This window comes from Nocardia sp. NPDC127606 (assembly GCF_042671725.1).
In the GTDB taxonomy this organism is placed as follows: Bacteria; Actinomycetota; Actinomycetes; order Mycobacteriales; family Mycobacteriaceae; genus Nocardia.
In genome coordinates this window covers 1857936-1876914 of the sequence record NZ_JBHXWQ010000001.1, presented here as the reverse complement: position 1 = coordinate 1876914, position 18979 = coordinate 1857936, and the positions used below count along the sequence as shown (strand labels likewise).

Sequence of the window (18979 nt, the reverse complement as noted above, 5' to 3'; positions counted from 1 at the left end):
ATTCTCAGGCGCAAGGCTTTTCGGTGTCGCCGGTCGGCGTCGGGCTCAGTAGTTGCCCTGCAGGTACTCGACGAGGTGTTCACGCTCGGCGGCCAGTTCGGTGATCTCGCTCTTCACCACATCACCGATGCTGACGATGCCGACGAGCCGATCGGACTTCACCACCGGCATGTGCCGGATCCGGTGCTCGGTCATCACATCCCGCAGCGAGGACACGTCCTCGTCGGGCCCGCAGGTGCGAACGCGGGCGGTCATGATGTCGGTGACCGGCCGATCCAGCAGTGCGGCGCCGTGGGCGTGCAGATGACGCACCACATCGCGTTCGGAGACGATGCCCGCGATCACGGCACCATCGGGGGAGACGACCACCGCGCCGATATTGTGGTCGGCCAGTGCCGCGAGCAGGTCGCGCACGGTGGTCTGCGGCGGCACAGTGGTGACCGCCCTGCCCTTGTTGCGCAGGATCTCCGTTATCCGCATACGCGCACCACCTGTCCGGATCGATCGTCGCCCACCAGCATGACCTGTCGGAACCGGCCTGACCAGCACGAAGACGTTACAACCGCACTATTCGTCGTCCAGCCCCGCGGACAGGTACGCGGCAGCGGCCAGCCACTGACGGCACTGCGGACCGTGGATGTCGTGTTGGCTCAGCATCTCGCGGGCCTGACGGTAGGTGAGCCCGTTCGGCTCGTCGCTACACGCCGTGGGCGATACGCCTGCGGCACCGAGGTGTCGCTGAAACGGACTGCTCATCGAGTCCCCTCCCATTCGGCGACGGGAGGCCCGCCCGGCTGGTGGAGCCGAGGTACCTCCCGGTGATCTTGCGGCCTGAGTCTACGGGCGTGTCGTTTTCGAATGCAAGCACATCTGCACGCTCGTTGCGGCCGTGTCGGCTCGCGATGGGGTTGCGGCGCTTACGAATTCAGGGGGCTGGACGAGACGGTCGAGGCCTTCCGTCGGTCATGACGTCGGGTAAGTACCGACCGGTGCGCGGTGGCGTTTCGCGTGTTAATGTCCCCATCGCGCAAGGCAGATGCAAGAACGTTTGTGCGTGCATCTGCAACTTTCGTACCGGTGGGCATCATTCGACAACGAGGAGTGCGGTATGTCCGGAATGCAGCATGATCAGCGTGAACGCCCGGGAGACGGTGCGTGGCGCAAAAGCACTTACAGCAACCCCAGCGGCAATTGCGTCGAGGTTGCCGAGGCCGCCGACGGCTCGGTCGCCGTGCGCAACTCGCGCGACCCGCAGGGGTCGGTGATCTTCTACACCCGGCCCGAGATCGACGCATTCATCCGCGGCGCGAAGGCCGGAGAGTTCGACTACCTCACCGGGTAATCGGTAGGATCTGGGTCCATGACGGCTGAACCCGACGAGATCGGTCGCGTACAACCTGTTGTCGACCGTGGCCCTACCGTGTTGCGGATCGCGCTCGGTGGCCAGTTGCGCAAGCTACGCGAAGGCAAAGGCATCACCCGCGAGGCCGCGGGCGACGCGATCCGCGGCTCGCACGCCAAGATCAGCCGACTCGAGCTGGGCCGCACCGGTTTCAAGGAACGCGACATCCGGGATCTACTCACGCTCTACGGCGTGCACGACCCGGTGGAACGCACCTCGTTCTTCGAATTGGCCAGGCAGGCAAGTGAGCCCGGCTGGTGGCATCGCTACAGCGATCTGCTGCCGTCGTGGTTCAGCACCTACCTCGGGCTCGAACAGGCGGCCAGCCAGATCCGCACCTATGAAGCACAGCTGGTACCCGGCCTGCTACAGACGCCGGAGTACACCAGGGCGATCGTCACCCTCGGTTTCGACGACGCCGAAACCGACCGTCGGGTCCAGGTTCGGCAGTTACGCCAGGATGTCCTGCGCCGCGTCGACCCGCCGGTGGTGTGGGCGGTGATCGACGAGGCCGTGCTGCATCGTCCGATCGGTGGACGCGAGGTGCACCGGGCCCAGCTTCGCTACCTGGCCGAGCTCTCGGAACTGCCGAACGTGACGGTGCAGGTACTGCCGTACTCGGCGGGCGGGCACGCGGCGGCGGGTAGTTCTTTCAGCATTCTGCGCTTCGGCGAGCCGGAACTGCCCGACATCGTCTACCTCGAGCAACTCACCAGCGCGCTCTACCTCGAGCGCCGCCAGGACCTCGCGATGTATCTGTCGGTGATGGATCAGCTCAGCGTCCAGGCCGAACGGCCGGATCGCTCACGCGAGATTCTGCTGTCCTACGCCGAGCGGGACTGACAGCCAGAGCGGGACTGATCAGTCGGGCGGAATCGAACACGGAGAACTGATCGGAGTGCGCGCGCGGGGCGGGGCAGTCGATCGGCGGGTACCGATTCGCGGTCAGTACCGGATACAGCCGGCGGCGATACGCCAGAAAGTATCGGGAGTCAGCATTTGCAGATCCCAGTCGTCGGCCAGTTCGTGCGCGGTGGTCACGATCCGGTCGATATCGAAATCGTTGCGGGTCGCTGCACCGGTGGATTCCACGGCATCGATGACGAAGGCGACCGCGCTTTCCCTCGACCATCGTGCGGAGCCGGGGTGTTCGGCCGCCGCGCGATCAGCGAGGCCGAAACGGCCCGTGGTGTTGTTCATGTGAATGCCCCTGTGCTTCTCAGGCAGTGGCAAACCCAAGGCAATCCTGGCCCCGGGTGTGCCGCTCGCGGCCTCCCCTGACTATCCCCTGAATTGTGTTGCGGCCCTGAGTTTAGGACGGGGAGACTTTCAGATGCAAGCACATCTGCACTATCGATTCCGTCTCGATGCGGTGCATTTCCCGGCTTCTGAGCGGCGAATCCAGGGTGGCGGCACCACCTCCGTCATGGGCGGTGCTCGAATAGTGGCGTGACCGGCGGTTCATTCTGTTCATCGGGCGCAGACAATGCGGCACGAGTTGTCGATAATCGTGGTCAACGGGCGAAATATGCTGCCATAGTTAATTTCCGGTTATCAAATGGCCGCGACCGCTGACTCGATCGGCACCGATCCCGAAACCAGCTCCAGTGTGCGCCGAAAAGTGTTGTCCGCGACCAAGATCGACGCGAGCGTCGCGGCGACATCGGCGCGCGGCACCGAATCGCGCGGAATCGGCGGCGGTCCGAGCGTGATCAGACCGTTGCCTTCGGTGTCGGTGAGCAGGCCCGGTCGCAGGATCGTCCAATCCAGCTCGCGAGTGCGCAGATCCTCCTCGGCGCGGGTCTTGGCGTCGATATAGGCGGCCCACACCTCATCGGTACCCGGCGCGGGCGGGCTGCCCGCGCCCATCGTCGAGATCTGCACGAACCTCGCGACGCCGGTCTGCTCGGCGGCGTCGGCCAGCTGTACCGAACCATTGAGGTCGACGGTGTACTTGCGCGCGGCACCGCTGCCCGCCCCCGCACCTGCGGCGAACACCACCGCGTCCGAACCGGCGACCGCGGCTACGAGGTCGGCGGGGGTGTCGCGCTCCATGTCGTAGACGACCGGCACACCGCCGGTCGCGGCGATATCGGCGGCTTGGCCGGGTTCACGGATGAGCGCGTGGACGTGATCGCCGCGCCGGGTCAGCACCTGGGCGAGCAGGAGAGCGATTTTGCCGTGTCCACCGGCGATGACGATGCGCATGGGATGCTCCTATCAGCGTTCGGGTCCGCCGGGATTGCAGTTCGCCGAAACCGTGGCCTGATACCCGACGTCGGGGCGCCACGGTTCGAGATTCCAGCTCGGCTTGTCGGGCGCTACCATCCTGGCCCAGACCCAGTGACAAACGAACTGGTCGCGCATCCCCGGCGCGTCGGCGTCGGCGTCGAGGGCGCGTACTTCCTGCCACGCGAGTTCGTCGGTGCCGGGCGCGGCGGTTTTGCGGCCCGCCTGGGTGGGGAAGACGAGCAGGCGGGGGCCGTCGACGTTCTCGGTCCAGGTCACGTGATCGATGAGGGGCAGGCCCGCGTAGGGGTCGACGGTGGTGGTCGGCGGCGCGATGGTGGCGGGCACCCGCTTGGTGGTAGTCGCCGGGGCGGTGGTGCTGGGCGGAGTCGCTACCTGTGTGGTGTCGGCCGAGCCGCAGCCGGTGAGGACGGCCACCGTGGCCAGTGCGAGCGGGAACTGCCACCGTGTCACGAATGCCCTTTCTGTCACCGCGGGCCGACGAGCGCCCGCCGTGCCAGCCTAGTGCGATCGGCGGGGCGGCGCCGCGAGCTTCAGTGCCACAGCGACCGGCAGGGCAACCGGCGCAGGCCGGGGCCGACATTGCCGTCGACGGTCACCAGCAGGCCGGAATGTACGGCCGCCGAGGTGAACTCCCACGCCTCGGCCTGGGTCGCCGCGTATTCCAGCACCAGTGCGTCCTCGGGGGTGGGGCCGTCGAAGTAGACCGTGATCCGCCGGGTCGGTATCTCGTTCGGTTCGATGCGGTGGAGGGTGGCGGCGATGTTCTCGTCGGTGGGAATCATGGCGTGCTCCTTTCGCCCCGGCACTGGTGAGCGCCTTCCTACTCGACGGTAGGTCTTGCACCATCGAGAGGAACACGTTCCGATTTCGCTTGGAGATCTCACAATTCACCTGTCGCCGCGGCGGTGTGCCCGCATATCGGCGTGCTGCCTCCGGTCACAACCCCACACAGGTGAGGTTGTGAGCTCCGCCGATGTTCGCGGCGACCCGTCGACGAGGAGCCACGGTACCGGCGAAGATCGGTCTCGACAGCAGCGACACGGGAGGGACAGCCGCATGATCTGGGTTACCGCGGCACGACACAGTCGACCGGGCCGAACTCTGATGGTCTGCCTGGCGGCCGCGGTGCTCACCGTGGTCCCCGCCGCGGCAGGCCACACCACACCGCTCTACCCGACTGCCGACCCCGACCCCTTCTACAGCCAGCCGGCCGACCTCGCCGAGCACGAGCCCGGCGACGTACTCGGCGTACGGCAGATGCCGGCGCTGGCCATGTTCCCCGACACCACCATCACCCTGATCCAGTTCCGCTCCACCAATTCCGCGGGCGACCCGATCGCCGCGACGACGACGGTGCTGCAGCCGAACAATCACCGCACCGACGCCCCCGTGCTGTCCTACCAGCACATCATCAACGGGCTCGGCACGCGCTGCTCGGTTTCCAAGGTCCTCTACACCGACGATCCGGACCTGATGGTGCGCGAGGCGGTGGCCTGGAACTACGCGCTCAAGCGCGGCTGGACGATGGCCGTGCCCGACCACCTCGGACCGAATTTCGCCTACGGGGCAGCGAAATTGGGCGGTCAGGTGACCCTCGACGGTATCCGCGCGGTACGCCAGGTCGAGCAGTTGCGGGTCGGCGGCAGCCGGGTCGCGATGGCGGGGTACTCCGGTGGCGGCATGGCGACGGCGTGGGCGGCGGCGCTGCAGCCCGAGTACGCGCCCGAGCTCGAGGTCGCGGGTGCGGCGATGGGCGGGGTGCCGATGAACCTGGTGTCCATGCTCGAGGGGCTCGGTTTCGGTTCGCATCCGGTTTTCGGTCTCGCGCTGGCCGCGGGGATCGGGCTGGAACGTGAATACCCCCAGCGGTTCCCGATCAGCGATCAGATGAATGCCAGCGGTTTGGCCGCCCGCGCGTCGATCCGCGACGCCTGCACCAACGACATCCTCGGGGCGGGAGCCGGGCGCGGCATCCTCGATTTCGCGGCCACCACCTCACTGGTGGAGGATCCCGAAGCCCGCGCCGTGGTGGAGGAGAACAGCCTCGAGCTGTATCCGGGCGCGCCGACAATGCCCGTCTTCGAATGGCATTCGCCGATCGACGGCCTCATCCCAGTCGACGCGATCACCTCCACCACCCATCGCTGGTGTGCCGCGGGCGCCAAGGTTGTCAGTCAGCAGACACCCACCCCGGACCATCTGACCGCGGCTGTGCTCGGACTGCCTTCCGCGCTGAGTTGGCTCGATGCCCGGCTGCGGGGGGAACCGGCGCCCAGCACCTGCTGAGCCGGTTTCGATCGGCCCGGATCCGCTCGCCCCGAGGCGGATCCGGGCCGATGCGCGTCGTCACGGGCGATTCTTGTTGCGATACAGCGGCATTGCGCACACGACTCGGGCACAACGCCGAAGTCCGTTCACCGCGCCCCGTAGCGTAAAGGACCTGACGACGGCGCGGTGGGGGAGTTTCGGCGGGGGTCGGAGCACCGCATAGTGGCACGTCATCGACGAATCCGTTGCCACCCGAAGGCGTGTGTGCCATGAGATCTGTTCGAGTACTTATCGGTTCGATGTTGCTGCTGTCCTCCTTCGCGGCAGGTACCGCGGCCGCCGAGCCGCCGCCGACTCAGGAGTTCCCGGTGCCGCAGGTGGGGACACCCGGTTTCCTGCCCGATCTGCAGCGCTGGATCGACCAGGTGATTCCCTCGCCGATCCCGGTGAACGCCGCCGATCCGGCGGCCGAACTCGCGGCACTGCGCGCGGCGGTACTCCCCTCGGCGGTCGGCGATCCGATCTTCGACCAGTGGCCGGCCGGGCTCGACGAGTTGTCGCCCGGCGATCTGATCGAATCCCGCGACGTCACCGCGACCGCGGCCTGGCTGACCCTGGTCCCCATCCGCTCGGCGACGCTGCTGAAATTCCGCACCGACGACGCCCACGGCAGACCGTCCTACGCCACCGCGACTCTGATCGTGCCCGCCACCGAATGGACCGGGCCGGGGGATCGGCCTGTGCTGGTGAACAACCTGCCCATCGACGCGCTCGGTCGCAAGTGCACTCCCGGCTACTCGCTGGCGCACGGCCTGACAACGCAGTCGAGCGCGACGGAGTTCATTCCGCCGACCACCCAGCTCGCGGTCCTGCGCGGGTACGCGGTCCTGGTGCCCGACCACGAGGGCCCGTGGATGGCCTACGCCGAACCGTATGTCGCCGGGCACGCGGTGCTCGACGCGATCCGGGCGGTGCGCGGTGTCGACCCCGCGACCTACGGCGACAGCCGATTCGCGATGACCGGCTATTCCGGTGGCGCCATCGCCACCCACGGTGCGGCCAAGCTGATCGATTCCTACGCACCGGAACTGGCCGAGGTCATCGTCGGCGCGGCACTGGGCGGGGTGCCCGCCGACTTCGAAATCCTTTCGCGCAGTATGAATGCCAACCTCGCATCCGGAATATTTATGGCCGCGACCTTCGCGATCGGCCGGGAACGACCCGAAATCCTCGCCGCGATGAACAATCTCGGGCGCTGGGTCACCACCTCGATTATGAAAGATACGTGCGCCAGTGTGTTCGCGGTGCCGGGAATCTTGCACCTGCCGATCGATGTGGGCGCCAACATCGCCGATCCGCTGCGTTCGGAACTGGCCACCGACATCTACGAGATCACCCGGATGCAAGGAATGCGGTCGTCGACTCCGCTCTACATCTACAACGGCGACCAAGAGTGGTGGATTCCCGCCGAGGGTGCGCGCAATCTCTACGATGAGCAGTGCGAACTCGGGGCGAACGCGGTGTATCGCGGCGTGCTCGGCGAGCACATCATCGGCGCGGCGACCGGCTATCCGGAGGCGGTGTTGTGGCTCGACGAGCGACTTCTCGGAGTCGCGGCGCGTAGCGAGTGCTGAATATTTTCCTGTGCGCTGTCATGGCAGTTTTCGAGGGGCTGTGGTGACCTACCCAGACCGCGCGTGACAATCGTCTCGTAAGTAATTCTGCGGCTTATGTTTTGGGCGGTTTCGACAAGCCATTCGTTCTCCCGGAAGAAAAGGGCGACGAATATTCGAATCGCACAGGAAGACAAGTCAACACATGAAATCTCCCAGTCGCAGGCGCACGCTGCACACGGCGGTATTCGCCGGAGTCGGCGCCCTCTCCATGGTGTTCACCGGGCCGGGGGCGAGCGCGGCTCCCGCCTCGGCGCCGACCGAGCAGGATCTTGCCGGCATCATCTCCGAAGGTCGGCAGGTCGCCGGCTCCGGGTCGGCGTGCACCTCCGGCAGTGGCGCCGGGTCCGGTAACGGATCCGGTGACTGCTACGGCGGTTCGGGTTCCAGCTCGGGTTCCTCGGGCGGCTATTCCTCCGATCCCGGTGCGTACGGACCGGAGTCGACGGCGTTCCTCGCCGCGTTCGCCTACGGTCTCGGCAACCCCGATGCTGCCGCGCCCGGGACGAACGACTGGAACTGCAAGCCGACCGCCGAGCATCCTCGCCCGGTGGTGCTGTTGCACGGCACCTGGATGAACGCCTACAACGGTTACGCCTACATGGGTCAGCCGATCAAGGACGCCGGCTACTGCACCTTCACGTTCAACTACGGTCGCTCCAACATCATGGAGGGCGGCGGCCTCGGTTCGTTCCTGCCCGGCGTGATGGGCACCGGCTACATCGAGGATTCGGCCAAGCAAACCGCGGCGTTCGTCGATCGAGTGCTGGCGGCGACCGGTACCGACGAGGTCGACATCATCGCGCACTCCCAGGGTGGGTCGATGGCGAACTACTACACGAAGTTCGAGGGCGGCGCGGCCAAGGTGAACAAGCTGATCACCTTCGGCGCCACCCACCACGGCACCAGCCTCGACGGCATCGGCGCCCTGGGCCGCATGATCAACAACCTGGGCATCGACATCCTGGGTCCGATCGAGATCTTCGTCGGGCACGCCGGTATCCAGCAGACCATCGGCTCGGATTTCGTCAACAACCTCAATGCCGGCGGTGACACCGTCGCCGGTGTCGACTACACCATCGTCGGCACCCGCTACGACGAGGTGACCAACCCCTACGAACTGACCTTCATGAAGGCGGGCCCGGGGGCCACGGTCCACAACATCACCCTGCAGGACGGCTGCGAGCAGGACATCTCCGATCACCTGACGATGATGTACTCACCGCGTGCCCTCTCGATCGCGCTTCGCGCGCTCGACCCGGTGCAGAACCCGCAGCTGACCTGCGCGTTCAACCCGTGGCTGGTCGGTGGCGGCGGCTCGCTCTGACCCGCTCGCACTGAGAACGACGAAGGCGCTGTCCACCATGGTGGGCAGCGCCTTCGTCGTGTGGGGGATCAGGCCGGAACGGAGCGGTAACTGCGCGCGACGAGCGCGGAACGCAGGTACCACAGCCCCGAGGGCTGAGTGGGATCGAAGCCGGTGAGCTGGCCGATCCGCTTGAGCCGGTAGTCGACCGTATTGGTGTGCACGTGCAGCACGCGAGCGGTGCGCTGGCGGTTGAGGTTGTTGGCGATGTGACGCTGCAGGGTCTCGAGCAGTTCGGGGTACTGATCCAGCGGATCCAGCAGCGAGCCGAGGAATTCGCGGCCGGGGCCGGGACGGGTCAGCTGGTATTCCAGGGCGAGCTCGTCGAAGCGGTACAGACCCGAGGTCACCTCGAGCCGCTGCACCATGTCCAGCAGTTCGTGGGCTTGGTCGGCGGCGTCGGGGACCCCGGTGGTGCTCGTTTCGACCATCGCGGCGGTGATGCCGACCTGGGCGGCCTGGGAGAGCTGGGCGACCAGCGCGGTCAGACCCTCACGGTCGAAGGCGTTGGCGGGGATCAGCACCGTCCCGCCGTCGACGCTGAGCAGCGACAGTGCCGAGTCGCCGCAGCGCTTGGCCAGTTCGGCTTGCACCCGGCGCAGCTTGCGGCGGGCGACGACTTTCGAATCCAGTGCCGGGTTGGCTTCCTCCCGGTGCTGGGGGATAGCCAGGGCGAAGACCGCGTAGGTCTCGGCGATGGTGATGCCGCATTCGCGAGCCATCGTCGAGGTGCTGTGCCCGCCGAGCAGGGCCGAGGTGAGGGTGTGGACGGCGGTGTGGTGCTCGCTGACCACACCGCGCAGCTCGCGCACATAGGCCAGCGAGATCTGGGCGGTGATGGTGTCGAGCAGTTCCATCACGACCTTGACGCCGCCGACAAGACTGTCGAAATCCTTGCCCGACGCGCTCGATACCACGAGGTCGAGGCCGATTTTGAAGCCCTCGGCGATCGAGTGGTGGATCGTGTCGATCGGTACGCCCTCCCGGGCCCACGCGCTGGCCGCGTCCTGCAGGCGCTGCAGCTGGCTCGGGACATCACGACCGTCGAGCATGCCGACCGCGAATTCCAGGCAGATCCGGGTGATCGTGGTGACATCGCCGGAGATGGCGTCACCGGGCAGCGTGCCACAGGGTGCGACGGTAGCGACGAAATGGCCGACCATCTGCCGCGAGAGTGCGCGAACGTCCTTGAGTGGCAACGACATCGGTTTGCCCGAGACGGTCAGCGACGGTCGGGGTGGATTGTGGACGGACATCTGTGTTCCCTTCGCCAGTTTCGGCTGTACCCCCCCGCTGTCCAGCGAACCCCACCCTAACGAACTACAAACGAAACCGGAATGGATTGTCAGGTTCTGGGTAGGGGGCCCACCCCTGGCCGCCGCTGTAGTGACGGATCACAAGTCTGGTTCTTCGCTATCAGTGGTTGTAGAGTTCAGCGCCATGCGACCTGCCGTCCGTTGTCTGGTCTGGGAACTGGACGAGACCCTGTGGGAGGGTGTCGTCCACGACGAGACCGGCACCACGCCGCGCCTACCGGCACTGCGCACGCTGTCGAAACTGAGCGAGCGCGGTGTGCTCCATGCTGTCGCCGCACGTGGTGACCGAGCCAGAACCATGCACACGCTGTACCGCCACGGTCTGTACGAGATGTTCTCGGCGGTCGAGGTGGGCTGGGGCCGCAAGTCCGCCTCGATCGTCCGCATCGCAGGCACCCTCGGCCTCGGTCTGGACTCGCTCGCGTTCGTGGACGCCGAGCCGGTCGAGCGCGCGGAGGTCTCGCGAGCACTGCCGATGGTGCGCTGCTACGCCGCCCGCAATGTCGACATGCTGCCGTTGCTCCCGGACTTCCGCCACGCACTGCGTTCGGGCCCCGTGCCGACTCCACCGTTGGGATTCGCCCGCGTTCCCGCCTTCTGACCGAGGTCAACGCATCGACCGCATTTTTGCATCGAGTGCCGAAAACGTGGTCCTGATCAGGGCAGCAGCGACAGGGTGAGCGCGGTCAACCGATCCGGCGCGGCCACCACGTCGTAAGCCGCGATGCGCCCACCTCGCACGAGGAACGTCACCACGAAATCCGGGCCGTGGGCTCCGGGCACCACCAGACCGGGCGTGCCGTCGACGAGCACCAGTACCGCCTCGCGCGAGCGCCGCCGCAGCGCGAGTGCGCCCTCGGCCACGGCACGGGCGCCGCGCACGACCAGGGCCATTCCGGGCGAGAGCGCCGCGGGGTCGGCGGTGCGCACCACGTCGGGGGCGAGCACCGCGAGCAGACCGCCGAGATCGCCCTCGCGAGCAGCCTGCACAAAAGCTGTCACCGCGACCTGATGCGCGAGCAGCTCCGTCGGCTCGACTCGTGCGGGCGCGTGCACACGCAGTCGCGCCCGGCTGGCCAGCTTCTTGGTGGTGGCCGGCGTGCGCCCGAGCATCGGCGCGATCTCGGCGAACGGCACCGCGAACAGATCGTGCAGCACGAAGGCGACGCGTTCCTCGGGGCCCAGCGTGTCGAGAACGACCAGCAGTGCCCGCCCGACGGCATCCGCCCGCAGTGCTTCGGCTTCGGGATCCACACCCGCGCCGGTCGCCACCGCGACGGAAGTCTCGGGGGATGCGAGCTCGGCGCGACGGGCACGGGCACGCAGCATATCGAGGCAGATCCGCGAGACCACGGTGGTGAGCCAGCCGTCGAGCTCGGCGATCTCGGTGTCGGTCCCGGCCAACCGCAACCACGCCTCCTGGACCGCGTCCTCGGCCTCGGCTGCGGAACCGAGCATCCGGAAGGCGACGCCACACAGGCGATCGCGCCGTTGCTCGAACGCGCGCGCCGACACTTCGGTCCGATCAGTGCGCATCGGTCACCTTTCGCTCGCGCCGGTCGTCTATCCGAGGACGGCACTCGCTGTCCCATCACGGCGGCTGTCTCCACGATGACAGAGGCGCCGATCACCGAAACCGGAGGATCTGATCCGATGCACACCACCTATCTCGTCGTCACCGTGCTCGCGGCCGTCGCCGCCTTGGCGGCGGCGCTGATCGACGTCGTTCGCGCCGACTGGGTACGCGAGAACATGCGCCACTACGGCATCGCGCCGTGGACGCTCACGCCGCTGGCCCTGATCAAGGCGGCGGGTGGACTCGGTCTGCTCGCCGGTCTGGCCTATCGGCCGCTGGCGGTGGCTGCCGCGGCCGGGCTCGTGCTGTATTTCGTCGCCGCCGAATTCACCGTGCTGCGCGCGCGTCAGTACGCGGACCTGGGCTATCCGCTGCCGTACCTGCTGCTCGCGGCCGCTTCGCTGGGCCTCGCGGGAGCATGAGGCAGATGGTGGCGCGCCATTGCCCGCGCGCCACCATCACCTCTGTCAGGCCTGCGCGAGGATGAAGTCCGCGGCCTGTTCGCCGATGAAGATGGCGGGGGCGTTGGTGTGGCCGCGGATGATCAACGGCATCACCGAGGCGTCGGCGACACGCAGCCCCTCGACGCCGCGGACCTTGAGGTCCGGGGCGACGACACTGGCGGCGTCGGTGCCCATCCGGCAGGTGCCGATCGGGTGGTAGAGGGTGTGCGAGAACTGCTCGATGGTCAGCGCGATGGCCGCCTCGAGATCCTCGGGTGCCTCCGGTGGGTAGATCAGCGCGCCGAGCGCGCTCTTGAGCGCGGGCTGCGCGGCGAGCCCGGCACACACCCGAAGTCCGGCGGTCAACGCGGCCCGGTCGGCGCCCTCGGGATCGGACAGATACCGCGGATCGATCACCGGCTTGGCCGTCGGATCGGCCGAGGCCAGGCTGATCTTGCCGCGACTGCGGGGGCGGAGCAGGATCGCGCCGAGCACCACACCGTGTTCGGCGGCCTCGACCAGACCCTCGTGGTAGAACGGCGCCGGAGCGTAGATCAGCTCCAGGTCGGGGTGCTCGAGGGTGGGCTCACTGCGCACGAAACCGTACGCCTCACCGACATTGGAGGTGAGCATCCCGCGGTGGCGGACCAGGTAGTTGATCAGTTCGAGGGGCTTCTCCGCGGTGAACAGCGAATCCGAGTCCACGCTGTAGCCCAGCGCCGAGATGAGGTGGTCCTGCAGGTTCGCGCCGACCTCGGGGGAGTGCGCGATCAGGTCGATGCCGTGTTCTTTCAGCTCGTCCTGATCGCCGATGCCCGAAAGCTGCAGCAGCTGAGGGCTGTTCACCGCGCCACCACACAGGATGACCTCGCGATCGGCGGTCACCGTGAGGGTCTGCCCGCCGTTGCGGTACTCGACGCCCACAGCCTTGGTGCCCTCGAACAGCACGCGGGTGGCCAGCGACTCGGCCAGCACGGTCAGGTTCGCCCGCTTCATCGCCGGACGCAGGTACCCGTCGGCGGTGCTCCAGCGCCTGCCGTCGCGCTGGGTCACCATGGTCTGGGTGAAGCCCTCGGGCGCGGGCCGGTTCGCCGATTCGAGCTGGTGGCCCGCCTGGCGCGCAGCCTCGAGGAACGCGTGCGTCGACGCGCGCGGGCTGCGCTGGCGCTGCACGTGCTGGGGCCCCTTGGAACCTTCGTCGGGGAACTGCGCGTCCTGGACGTTCTCGATCTTGCGGAACTGTTCCACCGCGGCGGCAAAGTTCCACTTCTCGCCCGCCAGCAGCCCCCATTCCTCGTAGTCGGCGCGGAAACCGCGCACCCACATCATCGCGTTCATCGACGACGAGCCGCCGAAGGTCTTGCCGCGCGGCCAGTAGATCCGGCGGTCGCCGAGCTCGGCCTGCGGCTCGGTCAGATAGTCCCAGTCACGCTCGCTGCGAAACAGTTTCGAGAACGCGGCCGGGATATGGGCGAACTTGTCGTCGTCGTCGGGACCTGCCTCCAACAGCACGACCGTGGTGCTCGGGTCGGCACTGAGCCGATTCGCGAGCACCGCCCCCGCGGATCCGGAGCCGACGATCACGTAATCCGCGGACGTCCCACCTGCTTGCACTGTCCAACTCCGATCTGCACTTCGTCTGTCGTTCGGCGCGCCTGCTCCCGGGCGTGAAAAGACCGTGAGCCCAGCCGGACTCGTCGTCGGGCGTGACGCTGCAAGCAGAGTACTGACAGAACCACCGCGGTGGGTCGTCCGCGGTTCAGCCCGCTGCCGCCGCTTTGCCCGCGCGACGGCCGTAGAAGCTGCCGTCGCCGAGCGAGGCCCCGCTGACGTAGCCGTACGCGCACAGCCCGGACGTGCAGCGACCCGCCGCGAACAGGCCCTCGATCGGCTCACCGCTCACGTGCAGCACCCGCGAATCCAAGTCGGTGCGCAGCCCGCCGAGAGTGAATCCGGCGGTGAACCCGCGCAGGTCGAAGCAGGCGAGCGAACCCGTGATCGGGCGCACCCACTCGGGTTTCTTGCCCAGCAGCGGGTCGGTGCCGTGCTCGGCGTGCTGGTTGTAGGTGGCGATGGTGGTCTGCAATGTCTGTGCGGGCAGGCCCATCTCGGCCTCGAGCTCGGCGACCGTCTCGGCGACCCACTTGGGCTGGAAGCGGAAGAACGGGGTGGCGCTCTCGGTCGCGAGCGCCTCCTCGAGCGAGGTCTCGTCGATGATCAGGAACGCCTGGTTGTCGTTCTGCAACAGCGTCGCCTGACCGATGCGGCCGGGATAGGTGTCCTCGGTGACGTAGCGCTGACCGCGTCCGTTGACGAGGATGCCGCGCGCCATCATCTGCGGATCGCCGAAGATGGCCACCTCGCTGGCGTCCATGTGCGCGAGCTCGGCGCCGAGCGCTTGAGCCAGCCGGATGCCGATGCCGTCGTGTTCCTCGATGGCCGCGCCCGGCCTGCCGCTCAGGCGCGGGGTGTAGCGCTCGATCATCTCGGTGTCGTAGGCGAAGCTGCCGGTCGCCAGGACGACGCCGCGCGCGGCCCGCACGGTGACGGGCTTGCCGTAGGTGGTGGCCAACACGCCCACCACCCGGTCCTCGTCGTCGACGACGAGCCGACGGATGCGGGTGTCGTATTCGACGTCGATGCCGAGCTCGGCGACGGTGTCGGCCAGTGGCTTCATCAGCATGTAGCCACCGCTGCGCTCACCGATCTTCTTGCCCGCCAGCTCCGGAACGTGGCCGCGCGGCGCGGGTTCGGCGATGTCGAGGAACGGTGCGGCGTTCTCGCCACCGGAGTACATCAGGCCCTCGTCGTGCGGGGGCTCCCAGCCGGGCTCGCCCCAGAACGACTCCTTGAACGGCACGCCGCAGTCGACGAGCCAGTTGTAGTGCTCGACGCTGCCCGCGCAGTAATCGTTGATCTTCGCCTCGTCGACCCCGGGTCCGAGCGCGGCGGTGAGGAACGCCGCCATGTTCTCCGGGGTGTCGTCGAATCCGAGTGCCTTCTGCAGCGGTGTGCCGCCACCGAGGTAGACGAACCCGCCCGCCAGCGCCGCCGCGCCGCCCCAGCCGCCGGTCCGTTCCAGGATGAGCACCTTCGCGCCCGCGCGCGCGGCTTCGATCGACGCGCATACGCCCGCGATGCCGAAGCCGGCCACCACCACATCGGCTTCGAAATCCCACTGCGTCACCTCGCTCGCGCGCAGTGGGCGGACGGTATCGATCCGATGTGGCTGGTCGCTCACGGGCTTCCTCCGGGGCTCAGGGTGCGGGCGTCACCGCCCATCCTTGGAATGGTGCCGTGAACCGCGCCACAAAACAAGAACGTGTTACAGATTCTCTCGCCGAGCGGGACACTTGCGCACCGATCGGGCTCCGGTACGGTGGCGATCGAACCGACATAGACGAGATCTGGTGGTGATGTGATGAGCGCGAACATTCGAGACATTGCGGTGCAGACCCTGGCGGGCGAGGACACCACACTGGGTGAGCTGGCGGGCGAGCGGGCGGTGCTGCTGGTCAACGTGGCCTCCAAGTGCGGTCTGACCCCGCAGTACGGCGCCCTGGTGGAACTGCAGAAGACCTACGGCGAGCGCGGTTTCACCGTGATCGGCTTCCCGAGCAACCAGTTCATGGGCCAGGAGCCGGGCAGCGCCGAGGAGATCCAGGAGTTCTGCTCGGTCACCTACGGCGTCGATTTCCCGCTGCTGGCCAAGGCCGATGTCAACGGCGACGACCGGCACCCGCTCTACGCCGCGCTGGTCGAGACGGCCGACGCCGAGGGCGCTGCGGGCGACGTGCAGTGGAACTTCGAGAAGTTCCTCGTCGGTCGCGACGGCACGGTCGCGGGCCGGTTCCGCCCGCGCACCACCCCCGACGCCGCCGAAGTCGTGCAGGCGATCGAAGCCCAGCTCTGAGCTGGACCAGCTGAACTGACCCAGCTGAACTACTGAGCGTTCGCCAGCAGCGCGTACTGCGCCGCTGCCTGGCGGCGAACTCCGGCGGGTTCGGCGCCGCTGACGAACGCGCCGTAGCGCCGGTAACTCACATAGCAGCGAGTCAGCGCGGGGGCACTCCCCGCGCGGCGCTCGGCGCACCGCGCCTGCGGCAGGCCCTCGGGCGCGGCGACCGGGTGCGCGGCCGCGCTGAGTGTGTTCTGCCACGTGGTGCCGAACGCGAGGGCCGCGGCGTCGTCACGGAACCGGAACAGCGTGGTGCTGTAGGAATTCGCCACGCTGTCCACGTCACCGCGATCCCAGGCCGCGCCGAGCTCGGCGGGTTCGGTGGGTCGGTAGTGCAGGCCCGCACGGCCCGTCCACGCCGCGAACTCGCGCGAGGAGATGGCGATCTGCTGATTGGCCGGACCGGGAATCAGGGTGCGGCGCAACAGATCGTCGGGATCGCGGGGCAGCTCGGCGATCCGGTCGGGCGCGGTCGGGGTGAACTTGTCGAGCAGGGGTATCTGGGCGTCGAGGACCGCCGCGACGCGTTTCGCCAGCGCGTCGATGTCGGGCGAGGGATGCTGGAGGAACATGCTCACCACGATCTCGCCGTGGGCGAAGGTGGCCCCGATCGTCTTGATCCCGGGCCGCCAATGCGCGTGTGCGGCAGCGTAACCGGGGATCGGTACCGGCTGATTGTCCGGACTCACCCGGAAATCGGTCGCCTCGAGTTCCCGCGCCGCCTCCTCGGCTGTCTTCGCGTCGGGAAACCGCAACAGCACCACCCTGGTGATCCACGCGTCGGTCTCGATCGCCGGTTTCGCCTTGTCGAAGGCCTGGCTGCCCTCGGCGACGTCGAAGGCCACGATCATCCGATGCCGTTCCAGCACGGGAAGATTCACATTCGAGATCGCCGAGGTGTCCGCGGCCCGCCGTGGGGTGTCCAGGACATCGGTGCCCCAGCTGTGGGTCAGCGCCGGATCGAGCTCGTGCGGCGACACCACCGCGCCCGCCATCCGCAGACCTTCCAGAATCGGCCCGTCCGTGGACTTTCGGCCCGCCTCGATATCGGCGGGCGCCGTCGTATAACTCCCCACGTCGAGGGATCGGACATCGATCTCACCCGGTGTCGCGGCCCCCTCGACGGTGCCGCAGCCGACGAGCAGAACGGCGAGCGAGCCCAGAGCCAGTCGCGCGGTCACAGAGGTGCGGTGCTCAACCATTGGTCGATCATCTCCTGATGGGTGTGGCCCTTCCAGTACACCTGGAGCAGCACAGTCGAATACGGCGCGGCGTCGAATCGCACCAGCAGCCATGGTCCGGTGGAGCCGTTGAAACTGTGCGCGGTCAGCGGTCTGCCGTACCGCGACCGCAACTGTTGGGTCGCCCCGGCGGGCAGCGTGGCGACGAACCGTCCGACGGTCTCGGGATCCTTGTGCGCCATCACCTGTAGCTGCAGGCCCTCGCGGTCGGTGCAGTCGAACCCCGTGTCCCACACCGCCTCCGGGCTCTTCGTCGCGAAACTGCACCGCGATCCCCGATACCCTTCGCTGTCCGGACTCGCGGGCAGCAGGTCGGGGAACATCGCGATCGTCGGCCGCGCCGCCGCCCACTGGTCGACGGTGGTGGTCGGTGTGACGGTCGTGCTGGTCGGAACGGCGCCGGTCCCCACGGAATCTCGGCTCATCAGGGCCGTCGTCGCGATCGCGATCAGGGCGATCACCCCGAGTGCGCCCGCCACCCACCGCGCCGCCTTCCCTCGACGCGCCCCCGCGGCGGTGGCGGTGTGGAAGTCAGCTCGATGGTCGACACCGAACGCTCGGTCGCCCGCGACGCCGGTCATCGGACGAGCCGGAGCGGTTCCGGTGGTCAGGGCCGTGGACGCCGCCGCGACCATCTCCGCGCACGTGGCGAAGCGGTGATCGGGATCCTTGGCGAGGGCCCGCGCGAACACCGCGTCCATCGCGGCGGGCATGCCCGGCACGATCTCGCTGATCCGCGGCACCGGGTGCATCAGATGCGCACCGATCAACGCCCCCGCATTGGTCGCGGTAAACGGCGGGCGCCCCGCGAGCAGGTGAAACAGCGTGCACGCCAACGAATACTGGTCCGACCGCGCGACGGCGGTGCGCCCGTCGAGCTGTTCGGGCGCCGCATATCGCAGCGTCGCCATCAACGTCCCGGTCTCGGTCAGCGCGGTGCTCTCGTCGACCGCCTTCGCGATGCCGAAATCGGTGAGCAGCACCCGCTCTCCGCTGCCGCCCGCGCTCTCGCTCAGCAGAATATTGGCAGGTTTGACATCGCGATGCAGGAGCCCGGCCGCGTGCGCGCCATCGAGCGCATCCGCTGTCGACCGTGCGATGTGCAACGCCCGCCGAGGCGCCAAAGCCCCTGTCCGTAGCGCCGTTTCCGCGTCGCTGCCCGCGACGTACTGCATCGCGATCCACAGCCGCCCGTCCTCGCTGCCGCGGTCGTGTATCGCCACGATATTCGGATGATCGAGGCGCCCGGCGAGATCGGCCTCGCGCTCGAATCGCCCACGGAACACCGGATCCGCCGAATACGAGGAGTGCAGCAGTTTCACCGCGACCAGACGCGGCAACCGCGGGTGCCGGGCGGCGTACACACTGCCCATCCCGCCCGCCCCGAGCACCCGCTCGATCCGATAGCCGGCGAAAATGTCACCGGCCCTGAGCTCGTGCATGGTGCCACGCTAGCTCAGGACCGATGACCCCGCGATCGGCA

General features: G+C 67.8%; 20 protein-coding genes. 8 read left to right on the top strand and 12 right to left on the bottom strand.

Annotated elements, in window-relative coordinates:
• Window positions 1–45: 45 nt before the first annotated feature.
• Together ACFVJ5_RS08785 and ACFVJ5_RS08780 are read right to left on the bottom strand one after the other, a co-directional pair.
• Window positions 46–480 (bottom strand): CBS domain-containing protein, encoded by a 435-nt coding sequence (locus tag ACFVJ5_RS08785; protein ID WP_379219271.1) that lies wholly within the window; start codon window positions 478–480, stop codon window positions 46–48.
• Window positions 481–567: 87 nt separating this feature from the next.
• A complete protein-coding gene (locus ACFVJ5_RS08780) occupies window positions 568–756 on the bottom strand; it encodes a hypothetical protein (protein ID WP_379219270.1) in 189 nt (62 codons plus the stop codon).
• A gap of 352 nt (window positions 757–1108) precedes the next feature.
• Between ACFVJ5_RS08780 and ACFVJ5_RS08775 the strand changes: the two genes are divergently transcribed.
• Window positions 1109–1342 carry a DUF397 domain-containing protein gene (locus tag ACFVJ5_RS08775; protein ID WP_056817490.1) on the top strand — a complete coding sequence of 78 codons (234 nt, stop codon included), beginning with the start codon at window positions 1109–1111 and terminating at the stop codon, window positions 1340–1342.
• A gap of 18 nt (window positions 1343–1360) precedes the next feature.
• Window positions 1361–2245 carry a helix-turn-helix domain-containing protein gene (locus ACFVJ5_RS08770; protein ID WP_378631360.1) on the top strand — a complete coding sequence of 295 codons (885 nt, stop codon included), beginning with the start codon at window positions 1361–1363 and terminating at the stop codon, window positions 2243–2245.
• A gap of 102 nt (window positions 2246–2347) precedes the next feature.
• On the opposite strand, the gene ACFVJ5_RS08765 is transcribed toward ACFVJ5_RS08770, so the two are convergent.
• The 4 genes from ACFVJ5_RS08765 to ACFVJ5_RS08750 form a co-directional block, all read right to left on the bottom strand.
• A complete protein-coding gene (locus ACFVJ5_RS08765) occupies window positions 2348–2602 on the bottom strand; it encodes a hypothetical protein (RefSeq protein ID WP_379219269.1) in 255 nt (84 codons plus the stop codon).
• Between the two features lie 354 nt (window positions 2603–2956).
• Window positions 2957–3610, bottom strand: a complete 654-nt coding sequence (locus ACFVJ5_RS08760; protein ID WP_379219268.1) for an NAD(P)-binding oxidoreductase — start codon at window positions 3608–3610, stop codon at window positions 2957–2959.
• A 12-nt stretch (window positions 3611–3622) separates the two neighbouring features.
• A complete protein-coding gene (locus ACFVJ5_RS08755; protein ID WP_379219267.1) occupies window positions 3623–4105 on the bottom strand; it encodes a DUF2599 domain-containing protein in 483 nt (160 codons plus the stop codon).
• A gap of 80 nt (window positions 4106–4185) precedes the next feature.
• Window positions 4186–4437 carry a hypothetical protein gene (locus tag ACFVJ5_RS08750; protein WP_379219266.1) on the bottom strand — a complete coding sequence of 84 codons (252 nt, stop codon included), beginning with the start codon at window positions 4435–4437 and terminating at the stop codon, window positions 4186–4188.
• Window positions 4438–4711: 274 nt separating this feature from the next.
• Here ACFVJ5_RS08750 and ACFVJ5_RS08745 point away from each other — a divergent pair, with 274 nt between their 5' ends.
• From ACFVJ5_RS08745 to ACFVJ5_RS08735, 3 genes are all read left to right on the top strand, one after another.
• The gene (locus tag ACFVJ5_RS08745; protein WP_379219265.1) at window positions 4712–5941 is read left to right on the top strand and encodes a lipase family protein; all 1230 of its coding nucleotides are present in this window, start codon (window positions 4712–4714) and stop codon (window positions 5939–5941) included.
• 251 nt (window positions 5942–6192) lie between these two features.
• Entirely contained in the window at window positions 6193–7557 is a 1365-nt protein-coding gene (locus ACFVJ5_RS08740) for a lipase family protein (protein WP_379219264.1), read from the top strand.
• 184 nt (window positions 7558–7741) lie between these two features.
• Entirely contained in the window at window positions 7742–8923 is a 1182-nt protein-coding gene (locus tag ACFVJ5_RS08735) for an esterase/lipase family protein (protein ID WP_379219263.1), read from the top strand.
• Window positions 8924–8991: 68 nt separating this feature from the next.
• On the opposite strand, the gene ACFVJ5_RS08730 is transcribed toward ACFVJ5_RS08735, so the two are convergent.
• Complete coding sequence (locus ACFVJ5_RS08730; protein ID WP_378631369.1) at window positions 8992–10218, bottom strand: PucR family transcriptional regulator; 1227 nt, start codon at window positions 10216–10218, stop codon at window positions 8992–8994.
• 184 nt (window positions 10219–10402) lie between these two features.
• Between ACFVJ5_RS08730 and ACFVJ5_RS08725 the strand changes: the two genes are divergently transcribed.
• The gene (locus ACFVJ5_RS08725; RefSeq protein ID WP_379219262.1) at window positions 10403–10879 is read left to right on the top strand and encodes an HAD-IIIC family phosphatase; all 477 of its coding nucleotides are present in this window, start codon (window positions 10403–10405) and stop codon (window positions 10877–10879) included.
• Window positions 10880–10935: 56 nt separating this feature from the next.
• Here ACFVJ5_RS08725 and ACFVJ5_RS08720 read toward each other — a convergent pair whose 3' ends face one another.
• Window positions 10936–11814 (bottom strand): sigma-70 family RNA polymerase sigma factor, encoded by an 879-nt coding sequence (locus ACFVJ5_RS08720; protein WP_379219261.1) that lies wholly within the window; start codon window positions 11812–11814, stop codon window positions 10936–10938.
• A gap of 117 nt (window positions 11815–11931) precedes the next feature.
• Here ACFVJ5_RS08720 and ACFVJ5_RS08715 point away from each other — a divergent pair, with 117 nt between their 5' ends.
• Window positions 11932–12276 carry a DoxX family protein gene (locus ACFVJ5_RS08715; protein ID WP_378996034.1) on the top strand — a complete coding sequence of 115 codons (345 nt, stop codon included), beginning with the start codon at window positions 11932–11934 and terminating at the stop codon, window positions 12274–12276.
• Between the two features lie 45 nt (window positions 12277–12321).
• Here the strand turns inward: ACFVJ5_RS08715 and ACFVJ5_RS08710 are convergent, their stop codons facing one another.
• Window positions 12322–13911 carry a GMC family oxidoreductase gene (locus tag ACFVJ5_RS08710; RefSeq protein WP_379219260.1) on the bottom strand — a complete coding sequence of 530 codons (1590 nt, stop codon included), beginning with the start codon at window positions 13909–13911 and terminating at the stop codon, window positions 12322–12324.
• Window positions 13912–14056: 145 nt separating this feature from the next.
• Entirely contained in the window at window positions 14057–15538 is a 1482-nt protein-coding gene (locus ACFVJ5_RS08705; RefSeq protein ID WP_379219259.1) for an FAD-dependent oxidoreductase, read from the bottom strand.
• Window positions 15539–15718: 180 nt separating this feature from the next.
• Between ACFVJ5_RS08705 and ACFVJ5_RS08700 the strand changes: the two genes are divergently transcribed.
• Window positions 15719–16210 (top strand): glutathione peroxidase, encoded by a 492-nt coding sequence (locus tag ACFVJ5_RS08700; RefSeq protein WP_378631375.1) that lies wholly within the window; start codon window positions 15719–15721, stop codon window positions 16208–16210.
• A 29-nt stretch (window positions 16211–16239) separates the two neighbouring features.
• Here the strand turns inward: ACFVJ5_RS08700 and ACFVJ5_RS08695 are convergent, their stop codons facing one another.
• Complete coding sequence (locus ACFVJ5_RS08695; RefSeq protein ID WP_379219258.1) at window positions 16240–17457, bottom strand: hypothetical protein; 1218 nt, start codon at window positions 17455–17457, stop codon at window positions 16240–16242.
• Window positions 17433–18938 carry a serine/threonine-protein kinase gene (locus ACFVJ5_RS08690; RefSeq protein ID WP_379219257.1) on the bottom strand — a complete coding sequence of 502 codons (1506 nt, stop codon included), beginning with the start codon at window positions 18936–18938 and terminating at the stop codon, window positions 17433–17435. The genes ACFVJ5_RS08695 and ACFVJ5_RS08690 overlap by 25 nt, the downstream gene beginning before the upstream one ends.
• Between the last annotated feature and the right edge of the window lie 41 nt (window positions 18939–18979).

What these genes read in the sequence shown, in the direction of transcription:
- ACFVJ5_RS08765 (WP_379219269.1), bottom strand. Translation starts at nt 2,602, where the DNA reads ATGAACAACACCACGGGCCGTTTCGGCCTCGCTGATCGCGCGGCGGCC.
- ACFVJ5_RS08715 (WP_378996034.1), top strand. Translation starts at nt 11,932, where the DNA reads ATGCACACCACCTATCTCGTCGTCACCGTGCTCGCGGCCGTCGCCGCC.
- ACFVJ5_RS08690 (WP_379219257.1), bottom strand. Translation starts at nt 18,938, where the DNA reads ATGCACGAGCTCAGGGCCGGTGACATTTTCGCCGGCTATCGGATCGAG.
- ACFVJ5_RS08720 (WP_379219261.1), bottom strand. Translation starts at nt 11,814, where the DNA reads ATGCGCACTGATCGGACCGAAGTGTCGGCGCGCGCGTTCGAGCAACGG.
- ACFVJ5_RS08740 (WP_379219264.1), top strand. Translation starts at nt 6,193, where the DNA reads ATGAGATCTGTTCGAGTACTTATCGGTTCGATGTTGCTGCTGTCCTCC.
- ACFVJ5_RS08760 (WP_379219268.1), bottom strand. Translation starts at nt 3,610, where the DNA reads ATGCGCATCGTCATCGCCGGTGGACACGGCAAAATCGCTCTCCTGCTC.
- ACFVJ5_RS08750 (WP_379219266.1), bottom strand. Translation starts at nt 4,437, where the DNA reads ATGATTCCCACCGACGAGAACATCGCCGCCACCCTCCACCGCATCGAA.
- ACFVJ5_RS08695 (WP_379219258.1), bottom strand. Translation starts at nt 17,457, where the DNA reads ATGGTTGAGCACCGCACCTCTGTGACCGCGCGACTGGCTCTGGGCTCG.
- ACFVJ5_RS08785 (WP_379219271.1), bottom strand. Translation starts at nt 480, where the DNA reads ATGCGGATAACGGAGATCCTGCGCAACAAGGGCAGGGCGGTCACCACT.
- ACFVJ5_RS08780 (WP_379219270.1), bottom strand. Translation starts at nt 756, where the DNA reads ATGAGCAGTCCGTTTCAGCGACACCTCGGTGCCGCAGGCGTATCGCCC.
- ACFVJ5_RS08770 (WP_378631360.1), top strand. Translation starts at nt 1,361, where the DNA reads ATGACGGCTGAACCCGACGAGATCGGTCGCGTACAACCTGTTGTCGAC.
- ACFVJ5_RS08700 (WP_378631375.1), top strand. Translation starts at nt 15,719, where the DNA reads ATGAGCGCGAACATTCGAGACATTGCGGTGCAGACCCTGGCGGGCGAG.
- ACFVJ5_RS08725 (WP_379219262.1), top strand. Translation starts at nt 10,403, where the DNA reads ATGCGACCTGCCGTCCGTTGTCTGGTCTGGGAACTGGACGAGACCCTG.
- ACFVJ5_RS08730 (WP_378631369.1), bottom strand. Translation starts at nt 10,218, where the DNA reads ATGTCCGTCCACAATCCACCCCGACCGTCGCTGACCGTCTCGGGCAAA.
- ACFVJ5_RS08745 (WP_379219265.1), top strand. Translation starts at nt 4,712, where the DNA reads ATGATCTGGGTTACCGCGGCACGACACAGTCGACCGGGCCGAACTCTG.
- ACFVJ5_RS08735 (WP_379219263.1), top strand. Translation starts at nt 7,742, where the DNA reads ATGAAATCTCCCAGTCGCAGGCGCACGCTGCACACGGCGGTATTCGCC.
- ACFVJ5_RS08775 (WP_056817490.1), top strand. Translation starts at nt 1,109, where the DNA reads ATGTCCGGAATGCAGCATGATCAGCGTGAACGCCCGGGAGACGGTGCG.